The 13,407-nt window shown below is 55.0% G+C and carries 12 protein-coding genes; 10 read left to right on the top strand and 2 right to left on the bottom strand.

Going from position 1 to position 13,407, the window contains the following annotated elements:
• The first annotated feature begins 196 nt into the window (after positions 1-196).
• Complete coding sequence (fabG, locus tag ACODR9_RS21450; RefSeq protein ID WP_488812173.1) at positions 197-937, top strand: 3-oxoacyl-ACP reductase FabG; 741 nt, start codon at positions 197-199, stop codon at positions 935-937.
• Positions 938-1,012: 75 nt separating this feature from the next.
• Here fabG and cysB read toward each other — a convergent pair whose 3' ends face one another.
• Entirely contained in the window at positions 1,013-1,957 is a 945-nt protein-coding gene (gene cysB / locus ACODR9_RS21445; RefSeq protein ID WP_488812171.1) for an HTH-type transcriptional regulator CysB, read from the bottom strand.
• 121 nt (positions 1,958-2,078) lie between these two features.
• On the opposite strand from cysB, the gene ACODR9_RS21440 reads away from it, so the two are divergent.
• The 8 genes from ACODR9_RS21440 (at position 2,079) to ispH (ending at position 11,296) form a co-directional block, all read left to right on the top strand.
• Positions 2,079-2,783: a phosphoadenylyl-sulfate reductase gene (locus ACODR9_RS21440; protein ID WP_488812169.1), complete on the top strand. Its 705-nt coding sequence runs from the start codon at positions 2,079-2,081 to the stop codon at positions 2,781-2,783.
• A gap of 46 nt (positions 2,784-2,829) precedes the next feature.
• Positions 2,830-4,488, top strand: a complete 1,659-nt coding sequence (locus ACODR9_RS21435) for a nitrite/sulfite reductase (RefSeq protein ID WP_488812168.1) — start codon at positions 2,830-2,832, stop codon at positions 4,486-4,488.
• On the top strand, positions 4,472-4,984 hold the full coding sequence (locus tag ACODR9_RS21430; protein WP_488812166.1) for a DUF934 domain-containing protein: 513 nt from the start codon (positions 4,472-4,474) through the stop codon (positions 4,982-4,984). Before ACODR9_RS21435 ends, ACODR9_RS21430 begins: the two co-directional genes overlap by 17 nt.
• 238 nt (positions 4,985-5,222) lie before the next feature.
• Positions 5,223-5,900, top strand: a complete 678-nt coding sequence (locus ACODR9_RS21425; RefSeq protein ID WP_488812164.1) for an OmpA family protein — start codon at positions 5,223-5,225, stop codon at positions 5,898-5,900.
• A 130-nt stretch (positions 5,901-6,030) separates the two neighbouring features.
• A complete protein-coding gene (locus ACODR9_RS21420) occupies positions 6,031-6,966 on the top strand; it encodes a bifunctional riboflavin kinase/FAD synthetase (RefSeq protein WP_488812163.1) in 936 nt (311 codons plus the stop codon).
• The gene (ileS, locus tag ACODR9_RS21415; RefSeq protein WP_488812162.1) at positions 6,963-9,749 is read left to right on the top strand and encodes an isoleucine--tRNA ligase; all 2,787 of its coding nucleotides are present in this window, start codon (positions 6,963-6,965) and stop codon (positions 9,747-9,749) included. The genes ACODR9_RS21420 and ileS overlap by 4 nt, the downstream gene beginning before the upstream one ends.
• A gap of 73 nt (positions 9,750-9,822) precedes the next feature.
• Positions 9,823-10,314, top strand: coding sequence for a signal peptidase II (lspA, locus tag ACODR9_RS21410; RefSeq protein ID WP_488812161.1), 492 nt, complete (start codon positions 9,823-9,825; stop codon positions 10,312-10,314).
• Between the two features lie 46 nt (positions 10,315-10,360).
• Positions 10,361-11,296 carry a 4-hydroxy-3-methylbut-2-enyl diphosphate reductase gene (gene ispH / locus ACODR9_RS21405; RefSeq protein WP_488812247.1) on the top strand — a complete coding sequence of 312 codons (936 nt, stop codon included), beginning with the start codon at positions 10,361-10,363 and terminating at the stop codon, positions 11,294-11,296.
• A 68-nt stretch (positions 11,297-11,364) separates the two neighbouring features.
• Here the strand turns inward: ispH and iclR are convergent, their stop codons facing one another.
• Positions 11,365-12,207, bottom strand: a complete 843-nt coding sequence (iclR, locus tag ACODR9_RS21400; protein ID WP_488812160.1) for a glyoxylate bypass operon transcriptional repressor IclR — start codon at positions 12,205-12,207, stop codon at positions 11,365-11,367.
• Between the two features lie 304 nt (positions 12,208-12,511).
• Here iclR and ACODR9_RS21395 point away from each other — a divergent pair, with 304 nt between their 5' ends.
• On the top strand, positions 12,512-13,375 hold the full coding sequence (locus tag ACODR9_RS21395) for a thiamine pyrophosphate-binding protein (RefSeq protein WP_488812159.1): 864 nt from the start codon (positions 12,512-12,514) through the stop codon (positions 13,373-13,375).
• The last annotated feature ends 32 nt before the right edge of the window (positions 13,376-13,407 follow it).

The raw sequence follows: 13,407 nt of genomic DNA, 5'->3' as shown, positions 1-13,407 counted from the left end.
GCAGGTGCGCTATATTGCAGTGCGACATCGTGTTGCGCTGCAAAATAACAGCGCACGATGCTCCCGTTTTTTGTAGCACCAACATAATAACAACAAGACCAAAACAGGAACCCGATCTTGAATGGGTCGATGGTGGAGCCCGAAGGTCGACCCGGAACCGGGTTGCCTGCAACCTCAAGTTAATGAAGGAAGAACCATGCGATTGAAAGGGAAAGTCTCCATCATCACCGGCGCTGCCAGTGGTATCGGCAAGGCGACAGCAGAGAAGTTCATCAAGGAAGGTGCCATTGTTGCCGTCTGTGATCTGAACATCGATGCCGTCAATGCGGTGGTGGAAGAACTCAAGGCTCTGGGTGGCGAGGCTGTCGGCTATCTGGTCAATGTGACCGACAAGGCGCAGATCGCCGATATGGTTGGTGATCTGAAGAATCGCTTTGGCCGCATCGACGTGCTGGTGAACAATGCCGGCATCGTGATGGATGCCCAACTGATCAAGATGACCGACGACCAGTTCGACAAGGTAATCGACATCAATCTGAAGGGCGTTTACAACTGCGCTCGCGCCGTGGTGGATACCATGGTGGAGCAGGGTGGTGGCGTTATTCTGAATGCGTCTTCGGTAGTCGGCGTGTATGGCAACTTTGGCCAGACCAACTACGCTGCCACCAAGTTTGGCGTGATTGGTTTCGTCAAGACCTGGGCCAAGGAGCTAGGCAAGAAGGGTATCCGTGCCAATGCCGTATGCCCGGGCTTTGTGGCAACGCCCATCCTGAAATCCATGCCGGAAAAGGTTATCCAGGCCATGGAAGACAAAGTGCCGATGAAGCGTATGGCTGACCCGGCTGAAATTGCCAATGTCTATGCCTTCCTGGCATCTGACGAAGCCAGCTACATCAACGGCGCTGCCATTGAAGTAACCGGCGGCCTGACACTGTAAGCAGCAGGCGGTAGCAATGAAAACGCCCCGGCATGCCGGGGCGTTTGCTTGTCGGTGAATGATCCGAGCGTATTTTTAGTCGTCCAGCTCACTGTCATGGGCAAGAAGAGCCGCATCCACTTCACGGCGGTGCAGGTGTGGTGCAAACAGCTCGACAAAGGTGTAGGCAAAGCCGCGCAAGTAGGCATCCTTGCGGATGCCAATCTTGGTCGTGGATGGCTCGAACAGATGGCCGGCATCGATAATGTGCAGGTTTGCATCCCGGACCGGCTCGAACGCCATGCTGGCGATGATGCCAATGCCCAGGCCCAGGGCGACATATGTCTTGATCACGTCAGTATCAATGGCCGTAAGCACCACATTCGGGCTGAGGCCCTGATCGGCAAAAGCCTTGTTGATCTTGGAGCGCCCGGCAAAGGCAAAGTCGTACGTCACAATCGGATAACTGGCGATGTCCGCCAGGCTGAGCGGCCGATCCAGCTGTAGCAAGGGGTGATCCTGCGGTACCACTACGGAGCGGTTCCACTCATAGCAAGGCAGCATGGCCAACTCTTTGTAGAGCGCGATGCCCTCAGTGGCAACGGCCAGATCCGCTTCGCCGGAAACAACCATTTCGCAAATCTGGGTTGGGCTGCCCTGTTTAATGGACAGTTTTACCTTGGGATAGCGTTGCACGAATGCTGCAATGGTGGGAGGGAGGGCGTAGCGCGCCTGCGTGTGAGTGGTGGCAATGGTAAGCGCACCTTCTGATTCGCGCGAGAATTCATCTCCGACGCGCTTCAGGTTCTGCGCTTCACGCAAGATGCGCTCGGAAATGCGTAATACTTCCTTACCGGGTTCGGAAACAGACACCACGCGCTTGCCGTTGCGGATGAAGACCTGGATGCCCAGCTCATCCTCAAGCAAGCGGATTTGCTTGGAAATGCCCGGTTGGGAAGTATGCAGCTTCTCTGCCGCTTCGGAGACATTCAGACCCTGTTTGGCCACTTCGACCAGGTAGCGCAGCTGTTGCAGTTTCATAAGACGGGCATATTCCATAAAACCTGTAGGCATTAAATACTAACACAATATTCTTTTAGGTTTATATAAGGCTTGGGTAGGATGATGCCCTAGCCAGACTTTACCTATAGTGGAGCGCTCGATGAGCCTGGATGTGAAACTTGCAGCAACCCAAGCCTTGCTGACCGACATTGCCGCCAAACACCCAGATGCGGTGCTGGCCAACAGCTATGGCGCCGAAGACATGGTGCTGACCGACCTGATCGCCCGCCTGTCCCTGCCGCTGCAGGTGTTCAGCCTGGATACCGGCAGGCTGCCGACTGAAACCTATACGCTGATGCAGCAGGTTGCCGAACGTTATCCAGCGGTACCGGTAAAGGTGTACTTCCCGGAAACTGCTGCCACCGAGGCCTATGTCAATATGAATGGCATCAATGGCTTTTATCAAAGCGTTGAACTGCGTAAATCCTGTTGCCAGATTCGCAAGATTGAGCCGCTGAAGCGAGCGCTGGCAGGTAAGTCGGCATGGATTACCGGTTTGCGCCGTGAACAGTCTCCCACCCGGCAGGATCTGGGCAATCAAGAATTCGATACCGATAACGGACTGATGAAGTTCAATCCGCTGATCGAGTGGACCGAAGCCGAGGTTTGGGAATACATCCGTAGCAATGATGTACCCTACAACGCCCTGCACGACCAGCGTTACCCCTCCATCGGCTGCGCCCCCTGTACCCGCGCCATTACCGTTGGCGAAGATGTGCGCGCCGGTCGCTGGTGGTGGGAAAATCCGGAATCCAAAGAGTGTGGGCTACACATCAAGTCCAGCCCCCTCAAGCGCCCAGCATAAGGCTGGCCGGCCCTATCAGGCCAACCTTACTCAAGGACATTCAACCATGTACCGTTATGATGAAGTCGACCATCGCATTGTGCGCGAGCGTGTCGAACAGTTTCGCGATCAGACCCAGCGCTTTCTTTCTGGTGAACTGGCTGAAGACGAGTTCCGCCCGCTGCGTCTGATGAATGGGTTGTATGTGCAGCGCCATGCGCCCATGCTGCGCATTGCTGTTCCCTATGGCCATCTGGCAAGTCGGCAGTTGCGCAAGCTGGCCCATATTGCCCGTAAGTACGACAAGAACTACGCCCATTTCACCACGCGCCAGAACATTCAGTTCAACTGGCCGGAACTGGCTCGCGTACCGGATATCCTGGAGGAACTGGCCGAAGTTGAAATGCACGCCATCCAGACCTCTGGCAATTGCGTGCGCAATACCACGACCGATGCTTTTGCTGGTGTCGCTCAGGACGAAATGCTCGACCCTCGTGCCTATTGCGAAATCATTCGCCAGTGGAGCACCTTGCATCCAGAGTTTGCCTTCCTGCCACGTAAGTTCAAGATCGCCGTATCGGGCAGCGTGGAAGATCGCGCTGCTACGCAGGTTCATGACATCGGTCTGCATGTGGTACGTAATGAGGCTGGTGAAGTCGGCTTCAAAGTGATTGTGGGCGGTGGTCTGGGCCGTACTCCCATCGTCGGTGAGGTGGTAAAACAATTCCTCCCCACCCGACACTTGCTCACCTATCTGGATGCGGTGCTGCGCGTGTATAACCGCTTTGGCCGTCGCGACAACAAATACAAGGCGCGGATCAAGATTCTGGTCAAGGCAATGACGGTAGAGGGCTTTGCCGCCAAGGTCGAAGACGAATGGCTGCATCTGAAAGATGGTCCATCCACCCTGCGGGATGTTGATGTCGCCCATTACGCTAGTTATTTCACCGATCCGGCCTATGACCTGCTGCCATCCAATCCGCCAGAACTGGTGGAAAAGCAAGCTGCTGAGCCCGCCTTCGCACGCTGGCTAGCGCGCAATACCCGTCCTCACAAACAGGCCGGCTATCGTTCAGTCGTACTGTCATTGAAGAAGACCGGCGTACCGCCGGGCGATATCACGGCAGAGCAGATGGACGCCGCAGCCGACTGGGCTGACCGCTTTGGCTATGGCGAGCTTCGTGTGGCGCATGAGCAGAACCTGATTCTGCCGGATGTGCGCGAACGGGACTTGTATGAAGTATGGCAATTGGCCAAGAGCCAGGGCTTTGCCACCCCCAATATCGGCTTGCTCACTGACATCATCTGCTGCCCGGGCGGTGACTTCTGCAGCCTGGCCAATGCGCGCTCCATCCCGGTTGCCGAAGCTATCCAGACGCGCTTTGATGATCTGGATTATCTGTTTGACCTGGGTGAGATCGACTGCAATTTCTCCGGTTGCATGAATGCCTGTGGACATCACCATATCGGCAATATCGGTATTCTCGGTGTGGATAAAAATGGCGAAGAGTGGTACCAGATTACCCTGGGCGGTAGCCAGGGCAGCCATACCACCATTGGCAAGGTCATTGGGCCATCCTTTGCGCAGGCAGATGTGCCGCTAGCTTTTGAAAAAATCATGACGGTCTATCTTGAGCAGCGCACTGACGGGGAGCGCTTTATCGAAACCGTACGCCGCATTGGCCTCGACCCCTTCAAGGAACGTGTATATGCGAAGCATCATTAAAGATGGACAAATATCGCAGGACCGCTGGCAGGTGTTGCGTGCTGATGCCGAAGGACAATACCCGGCAGTCGCTGCAGATGTTGATGTCATTATCCCGCTGGGAGTATGGCTGGCCGACAAATCTGTTTGGCAGACCCGCGCGGGGCAGACCGCAGTCTGGCTGGCCCCGGACGAAGATCCGCAGCTGCTGGCTGCGGATCTGAACAGCCTTCCGCTAGTGGCTGTCGATTTCCCGGCATTTACCGATGGCCGGGGTTACAGCCTTGGTCGCCTGTTGCGAGAACGCTACAACTATGCCGGTGAGTTAAGAGCCCTGGGCGACGTGTGGGTAGATTTGCTGCACTATCTCTGGCAGGTTGGTTTCAATGCCTTCGAAATCAAGGATGGCAAAGACCTTGGCGGGGCATTGTCCGGATATGACACTTTCACGGAACGCTATCAGTCGACACATCGTGAGCCGGTTCCTCTGTTTCGTCGGCGTGTAACATCGCTGTGATAGTGTCGTGTTAATGACACAGAATTGCCGGATTGTTCAGTAAATGTGATGCTTTTCTGCAACATTTCATCGGTGTTTGCCGTCGTGCTGTGTTGACACCGGGTAGGCGCATTTCTATAGTGCCCGTTAACTGCATAAACACAGTTTGGCGCTTACCCTGTTGTTTGCAGTAGAATTGTCCGTGTGGTGTTTGCGTCAACCGCATCAATACCGATTCATAGATAAAAGAGGGAATAATATGACTAAACAGCTGAAACTGAGCGCCCTGGTTGCTGCTCTGCTGGTTTCCGCTAGCGCGTTCGCAGCTAAGCCGGGCTACACCGTAGATCAAACCACTGATGCCGTTTCCCGTAACAACTACGGCGAATGCTGGCACACCACCTACTTTGACAAGGCTAAGGATGGCCTGGTTGAGTGTGGCGATCGTGAAGCTGCCAAGCCGGTTGCTCCGGTAGCGCAAGCTCCGAAGGCTGCTCCGGTTTCTGTGAAGGAACATGTAACCCTGTCCGCCAAGGTTCTGTTCAACTTCAACAAGGCAACCCTGCGTGCTGATGCCAAGAACGAACTGGATCCGCTGGTTGCCAAGCTGAAGGCACATGCAGGTCAAGGCGTTCTGAATGGTGTTGAAGTTGATGGCTACACCGACTTCATGGGTAGCGACAAGCTGAACAACGCTCTGTCCCAGAAGCGTGCTGATGCTGTTAAGGCTTACTTCGTTGACGCTGGTGTACCGGCTGAGAAGGTTACTGCAGTTGGCAAGGGCAAGACCGATGCCAAGATGACCGACGAGTGCAAGGCCAAGTTCCCGAAATACGCCAAGAACAAGAAGCAGAATGCTGAAATCAAGGCCTGCATCGAACCGGATCGTCGTGTTGACGTGGTGATCGACGCAGTTAAGGTTACCACCCAGCAGTAATCTGCTTTGGTAAACCCCAAAAAGCCCCACAGACGTGGGGCTTTTTTGTTTTGTCACTTCTGATTACATGGCTGGACGCTACTGCTCCCCCACGGCTACAATCGTAAGTTTTCAGGATGCTAGGCGTCAGATGCAGGTATTTCTAGGAGATCCACGACGTTTCGGGCTCGCTGGCTGTGCATTGACCATCGGAAACTTTGATGGTGTGCATCTTGGCCATCAGCAGATGCTGCGGCGTCTTAAGAGCGAGGCTGATGCCCGGTCCTTGCCTACTGCCTTGCTGACGTTCGAGCCGCATCCTCGTGAGTTCTTCATCCGGAGCAATCCGCCGGCCCGTTTATCCAGCTTGCGTGACAAACTGAATGTTTTACAAGCATCCAGACTAGTCGATTACGTGTTTGTCTTTCGGTTCAATCAGCATTTTGCCAGCATGAGTGCGCAGGACTTCATCCAGGATGTGCTGGTGCGCGATCTGAAAACCCGCTATCTGCTGATAGGAGATGATTTTCAGTTTGGTGCAGCGCGCCAGGGAAATTTTGACCTGCTGTCAGCTTGCCCTCATTTTGTTACCGAGGCCATGCCGTCGGTACTGGTTCAGGGGGAGCGAGCATCCAGTACGCTGGTGCGCGACCGCTTGGCTGCTGGAGATCTTGATGCGGCCAATGCTTTGCTGGGACGCAGCTATCAGGTATCCGGCAAAGTCATGCATGGGCAAAAACTGGGGAGAACCATTGGTTTTCCCACGATCAATGTGCATCTGTCACATCTGAAACCCGCCTTGCAGGGCGTGTTTGTGGTAGAAGTAGACACACCGCAAGGGCGTAAGGGCGGCGTAGCTAGCCTTGGGCTCAATCCTACGGTCAGCAGCACGACTGATTACAAGTTGGAAGCACACCTGTTTGATTTTGCTGGTGATCTTTATGGCCAGCGCGTGACGGTGCATTTCCTGAAAAAATTGCGCGATGAAGAGCGCTACGACAATTTGCCAGCATTGGTGGCGCAGATAGAACGTGATGCCGCCAGTGCCCATACTTATTTGACCAGTTTGCAGCGAGAGCAGGCATGAGCATCGATTACCGTAAAACCGTCAACCTGCTGGATACCCCGTTCGCCATGCGAGGGGATCTGGCCAAACGCGAACCTGCCTGGGTCAAGCGCTGGCAGGAACAAAAACGCTACGATAAAGTACGCAAGCTATCCGCCGGTCGCCCAAAATTCATTTTGCATGATGGCCCGCCGTATGCCAACGGTGATATCCATATCGGTCATGCAGTCAATAAGGTGCTGAAAGACATCATCGTACGCTCCAAGACCCTGGCCGGTTTTGATGCACCCTATGTTCCAGGCTGGGATTGCCATGGTCTGCCTATTGAGCTGATGGTAGAAAAGCTGCATGGCAAGGCCATTCCGGCGGCCAAGTTCCGTGAGCTGTGCCGTGAGTACGCCAAGGAGCAGATTGCGCGCCAGAAGAAAGACTTCATCCGCCTAGGCGTTCTTGGCGACTGGGACAACCCCTATCTCACCATGGACTTCAAGACCGAGGCTGACATCGTGCGCACGCTGGGCACGATCTACAGCAATGGCTACCTGTTCAAGGGCGAGAAGCCGGTGCACTGGTGTATTGAGTGTGGCTCTGCGCTGGCCGAGGCTGAGGTCGAGTATGAAGACAAGAACTCCCCAGCTATCGATGTCGGTTTCCACGTGCTGGATCAGGACAAGCTGGCTACCGCATTTGGCTTGACTGGCGAGCAGGTGGCCGGCGCCATGGCCGTTATCTGGACAACCACCCCGTGGACCCTGCCGGCCAACCAGGCTGTTGCAGTCAGTGCTGCGCTGACTTACCAGTTGATCGACACGCCGAAGGGCAAGCTGATTCTGGTCAAGGAACTGGCGGAGTCTGCACTTGAGCGTTACGGCTTTGCCGATGCCAAGGTATTGGCAGAAACCACGGGCGACAAGCTGGAGATGCTGCAACTGCAACATCCCTTCTATAGCCGTACCGTACCGGTCATCTGCGGTGATCACGTTACGACCGATGCCGGTACTGGTCTGGTGCATACCGCACCGGCTCATGGTCTGGAAGACTTTCAAGTTGGTCAGCAATACGGACTGCCGATCGACAACCCGGTGGCAGATGATGGCCGCTACAAATCGACCACCGAACTGTTTGCCGGTCTGTCGGTTTGGGAGGCCAATCCCAAAGTCATCGAAACGCTGGAACAGCATGGCACCCTGATTCATCAGGCCCGTTTGCTGCATAGCTACCCGCATTGCTGGCGTCACAAGACGCCCATCATTTTCCGTGCGACTGCCCAATGGTTCATCGGCATGGACAAGCAGGGCAAGGATGATGTTGCCCTGCGTGAGCGTGCCAAGAGCGCCGTGGATGCAACCGAATTCTTCCCGGCATGGGGGCGTGCGCGCCTGGAAGCCATGATTGGCAACCGTCCGGACTGGTGTGTCTCGCGTCAGCGCAACTGGGGTGTGCCGATGACCTTCTTCGTGCACAAGGAAAGTGGCGAGCTGCATCCGCGCTCGCTGGCTTTGCTGGAGGAAGTGGCACTGCGTATCGAACAGCAGGGGATTGAAGCCTGGTTCAGCCTGGATGCGCAAGAGCTGCTGGGTGCCGAAGCGGCAGAGTATCGCAAGCTGACGGACACGTTGGACGTGTGGTTTGATTCTGGCTCGACCCACTTTGCCGTGCTCAAGCAGCGCCCTGAACTGGCCTGGCCTGCCGATCTGTACCTGGAAGGTAGTGACCAGCATCGTGGCTGGTTCCAGTCCTCCTTGCTGACAGGTTGTGCCACCATTGGTCGCGCACCGTACAAGCAATTGCTGACCCACGGCTTTGTGGTGGATGGCAAGGGCCTGAAGATGTCCAAGTCCAAGGGCAATGTTGTGGCACCGCAAAAGGTGAACGACAGCCTGGGGGCCGATATCCTGCGTCTGTGGGTGGCTTCCACCGATTACTCCGGTGAGCTGGCGATTTCCGATGAAATTCTCAAGCGGGTTACCGAAAGCTATCGCCGCCTGCGCAACACCCTGCGTTTCCTGCTAGCCAATCTGTCGGATTTCGACCCGCTGGAAAATGCGGTTCCGTTTGGTGAAATGCTGGAGCTAGATCAGTACGCCTTGCTGATGGCACGTCAGGTACAGGAAAAGGTAGTAGGCGAACTCTATACCCGCTATGCCTTCCACCATGCAATGCAAGAGGTGGTTAACTACTGCTCCGAGGATCTGGGTGCTTTCTATCTGGACATTATCAAGGACCGTCTGTACACCACCAAGGCCGACAGCCGTGCGCGCCGCAGTGCCCAGACCGCGCTGTATCATCTCAGCCGTAGCCTGCTGCTGATGATCGCTCCGGTACTGTGTTTCACTGCCGATGAGGCCTGGGAAGTGCTGACCAAGAGCGAGGAGGAGTCGACGCTCTATCACACCTGGCATGAATTCCCGGCACTGACCGCTGCCAGCGAGCAAGCCTTGCAGCAGAAGTGGCAGGCAATTCGCAGCCTGCGTGCACAGGTCAACAAGCAGATTGAAGAGTTGCGCAGTGCTGATCAACTAGGCTCCTCGCTGCAGGCCGAACTGGATATCGATGCCGCCGGCGACTTGTTCCAGCATCTGGCCAGCCTGGGCGAGGACCTCAAGTTCGTTCTGATCGTTTCGGCAGCGCGTGTCCGTGAGGCGGAAGAAACCCGTATCGCCGTGACGCCTTCTACGTATAAGAAATGTGATCGTTGCTGGCACTATCGTGCTGATGTTGGGTCCCATGCCGGTCATGGCGCAGTATGTGGACGCTGCGTCGAGAATATCGATGGCAAAGGTGAAGCCCGGGCGCATGCCTGATCGACCCTGAGTCTGCCCCCGGCCTTGTGCCGGGGGTGTCGACCGGTAAGGATGTAATCAAATGGAATCCGTCATGCAGGCGCCTCAAGCCAGAAACTGGACCAGATGGATGGGGCTGGCATTGCTGGTCATTGTTCTGGACCAACTCTCCAAGATCTATTTCAATAGTCAGTACCCGTATGGTGCTGTGCAGGATGTCATACCCGGCTATTTTGGCTTCACTCTGATCTACAACCCAGGTGCAGCATTCAGCTTTCTGCGTGATGCCGGTGGTTGGCAGAAGTACTTGTTTACCCTGTTGGCACTTGCCGTGTCCGGCTACCTGGGGTGGAACATCATCAAGGGGCGTTTCAGCCGCCTGATGAATGTGGCCGCCAGCTTCATCATTGGTGGGGCCATTGGCAATGTGATCGACCGGTTGGCATATGGACATGTTGTCGACTTCATCCTCGTCCACTATCAGCACAGCTGGTATTACCCAGCTTTCAATCTGGCAGACTCCTTTATCTGCGTCGGCGCCGTGCTGATGGTGCTCGACAGCATGAAGCATGCCAAACCGCACTGAACCCGTTTTTTTGCCATCGTTGCCTGATGGCATTTTGCAAGGATTACTGATGACGAAGACCATCATGCTGGCCAACCCGCGCGGCTTTTGTGCCGGGGTGGATCGGGCCATCGCCATCGTCGAGCGCGCCATCGAGAAGTATGGTGCGCCGATTTATGTGAGGCATGAGGTGGTACATAACCGCTTTGTCGTGGAGGACCTGCGTGCCAAGGGTGCCATTTTCATCGAGGAACTGAAAGATGTTCCGGCGGGAAGCACGCTGGTGTATTCCGCGCACGGTGTACCACTCTCGGTACGCGCCGAGGCCGAAGCGCTTGGGCTACTGGTTTTCGACGCAACCTGTCCGCTGGTCACCAAAGTGCATGTCGAGGTCAAGCGCATGCACAAGGCTGAGATGGAAATCATCATGATCGGTCATGCCGGCCACCCGGAAGTGGAAGGCACGATGGGCCAAGTTGATAGCGGCATGTATCTGGTAGAAAGTGTGGCGGATGTCGCCAGTCTGGAAGTGCGTAATCCGGTTGCACTGTCTTATGTGAGCCAGACCACGCTGTCGGTGGATGAAACCCGTGACATCATTGCTGCACTGAAGCAGCGTTTTCCATCCATCAGCAGCCCGAAAAAGGACGATATCTGCTATGCAACGCAGAATCGTCAAGACGCAGTGAAGGTGTTGTCAGACCAGTGCGACATCATCGTGGTAGTCGGCTCGCCCAATAGCTCCAACTCCAATCGCCTGCGCGAAGTTGCTGCGCTGCGTGGGGTGGATGCCTATATGGTGGACAATGCCTCGTTGCTCAAGCCAGAGTGGTTTGATGGTAAGAACCGGGTCGGCGTGACTGCCGGTGCCAGTGCTCCAGAAGTGTTGGTTCAGGCGGTGATCGAGCAGATTCGGAGTTATGGTGCAGAAACCGTGGCCGAACTGAGTGGGGTGGAAGAGTCTACCGTGTTTGCCCTGCCACCAGGTTTGCGTGATCAGTAATTACCCATGTTATCTAAAGTAAAGGCTCTGCAATTGCAGAGCCTTTTTCATGCCATATAACCGGCGTATCAGCTGGTATGTTTTAGTTTGCCACCATAGTGGTGCGTCACTTCACTGGCTGCACGCATGACCAGTGAGCCCAGATGGGTGATGCGCTCGTCCGGTATCCGCGACTTGGGTCCTGAGACCGAGATGGCGGCAAAAGCCTCGCCGCACTCATCATAAATGCAGCTGGCAACGCAGCGCAGGCCTATCGCATGCTCACCATCATCAAAAGCAAATCCCTGTTTCTGGATTTGCATGATTTCCTGTTTCAGTCTTGCTGGTGTGGTGATGGTATGTTCGGTGTACTGCGGCAGGCCGGTTTTTTGCAGAATACGACCAAGGTGGAACTCATCCTGCGCAGCTAGAAAAGCCTTGCCCGCCCCGGATGCGTGCAAGGGCAACCGACCCCCAATCGGGGCGAGCATGCGCATCAGCTCTCGACATTGCACTTGCCCTATCACAACGCTTTGCCAGGCATCAGTGTCGAATACCACCAGATTGCTGGTTTCTCCTGCCGCCTCCATGACTTGCCGCAAAATCGGCATGGCCATCGTGGACAGGTCGCGGCTGCTTAGAAACCCGCTCCCAACGGTAAACGCACGCACGCCAATACTCCACAGCCCAAGGTCGCCAGTCTGCTTAACAAAACCCATCTGCTGCATCGTTGTCAGTAGCCGGTGCGTGGTGGAGTTCGGTAGGCCAACCTGCATGGAAAGATCGGTCAGCATGATGCCGGCAGGTGCTTCGGCTATCCGCTCCAACAGAACCAATCCTCGGGTTAGCGATTGCACTTGGCCGGTGCTGGCAGTGCCCCCCTCATTGCGCTTAAGTACATTGCTGCGAGTGGGGGTATCGACTTTGCTCATAAATCCTCGTTGCTGATTGTGGATTGGGCGCTCTTAACCGCTGCAATTTTACGCCTTAGGTACAGTTGAGAGTAGTTATAGCTCAGTAATGGCCACTTTTTGTTCGTTTTTAATAAAATTTGGGATTTATTTCCTTTTGTTTGTATTTTGTAACATCGTGAAAAATAAGCAATAAAATTGAAATTTTTAAAAAATGGAAACAGTTTTCATTGTTTGTTGACGGGTGGTTTGCATTGCGGGATAGTTGCCGAATATCCGGGTCATGACCAATGTGGTGAGGCCTGCTTAACTCAGGAGCTATTCAATGGCCAAAATGCGAGCAATCGAGGCGGCTGTGCATGTGCTTATCAAGGAGGGGGTGACGACGGCATTTGGTGTGCCGGGAGCGGCAATCAACCCCATGTACGCAGCAATGAAAAAAATAGGTGGCATACGCCATCTGCTGGCACGCCATGTGGAAGGCGCTGCACATATGGCAGAAGGCTTTACCAGGGCTGCTCCTGGCAATATCGGGGTTTGCATCGGGACCTCTGGTCCTGCCGGTACCGACATGATTACTGGCTTGTACTCCGCCGCAGCCGATTCCATTCCCATTCTCTGTATAACGGGTCAGGCACCGCGTGCGCGTTTACACAAGGAGGATTTTCAGGCGGTTGATATCAAGGAAATTGCCCGTCCAGTCGCGAAGTGGGCTACTACCGTCATGGAGCCAGCCCAGCTTCCTGGTGCCTTACAACAGGCATTTCATCTGATGCGCTCCGGGCGTCCAGGGCCTGTTCTGCTGGATTTGCCTTTCGATGTGCAGATGGCGGAGATTGAGTTTGATCCAGAAACCTACCAAGCCCTCCCAGCATTCAAGCCACAGGCCTCCCGTCCGCAAGTGGAGAAAGCACTGTCCATGCTGCTGCAAGCGGAGCGTCCGATCATCGTGGCTGGTGGTGGAGTCATCAATGCCAATGCATCAGCACTACTCACCGAATTTGCACAGATTGTTCAGATTCCGGTGATTCCTACATTGATGGGCTGGGGCTGTATTCCCGATGATCACCCCTTGATGGTTGGTATGGCTGGTTTGCAGACATCACATCGTTATGGCAACGCCACTGTGCTGGCTGCCGATTTTGTCTTTGGTATTGGCAATCGCTGTGAATCGCCCCTTCTTTCCTAGACACTTCGAGAGCCTCACACTAGGCCCCACAA

This window comes from Aquitalea sp. FG25 (genome assembly GCF_057809375.1).
The sequence above is the reverse complement of the archived record's forward strand: the minus strand, read 5'-3'. Positions and strand labels throughout refer to the sequence as shown.

What these genes read in the sequence shown, in the direction of transcription:
- fabG (WP_488812173.1), top strand. Translation starts at nt 197, where the DNA reads ATGCGATTGAAAGGGAAAGTCTCCATCATCACCGGCGCTGCCAGTGGT.
- cysB (WP_488812171.1), bottom strand. Translation starts at nt 1,957, where the DNA reads ATGAAACTGCAACAGCTGCGCTACCTGGTCGAAGTGGCCAAACAGGGT.
- ACODR9_RS21440 (WP_488812169.1), top strand. Translation starts at nt 2,079, where the DNA reads ATGAGCCTGGATGTGAAACTTGCAGCAACCCAAGCCTTGCTGACCGAC.
- ACODR9_RS21435 (WP_488812168.1), top strand. Translation starts at nt 2,830, where the DNA reads ATGTACCGTTATGATGAAGTCGACCATCGCATTGTGCGCGAGCGTGTC.
- ACODR9_RS21430 (WP_488812166.1), top strand. Translation starts at nt 4,472, where the DNA reads ATGCGAAGCATCATTAAAGATGGACAAATATCGCAGGACCGCTGGCAG.
- ACODR9_RS21425 (WP_488812164.1), top strand. Translation starts at nt 5,223, where the DNA reads ATGACTAAACAGCTGAAACTGAGCGCCCTGGTTGCTGCTCTGCTGGTT.
- ACODR9_RS21420 (WP_488812163.1), top strand. Translation starts at nt 6,031, where the DNA reads ATGCAGGTATTTCTAGGAGATCCACGACGTTTCGGGCTCGCTGGCTGT.
- ileS (WP_488812162.1), top strand. Translation starts at nt 6,963, where the DNA reads ATGAGCATCGATTACCGTAAAACCGTCAACCTGCTGGATACCCCGTTC.
- lspA (WP_488812161.1), top strand. Translation starts at nt 9,823, where the DNA reads ATGCAGGCGCCTCAAGCCAGAAACTGGACCAGATGGATGGGGCTGGCA.
- iclR (WP_488812160.1), bottom strand. Translation starts at nt 12,207, where the DNA reads ATGAGCAAAGTCGATACCCCCACTCGCAGCAATGTACTTAAGCGCAAT.
- ACODR9_RS21395 (WP_488812159.1), top strand. Translation starts at nt 12,512, where the DNA reads ATGGCCAAAATGCGAGCAATCGAGGCGGCTGTGCATGTGCTTATCAAG.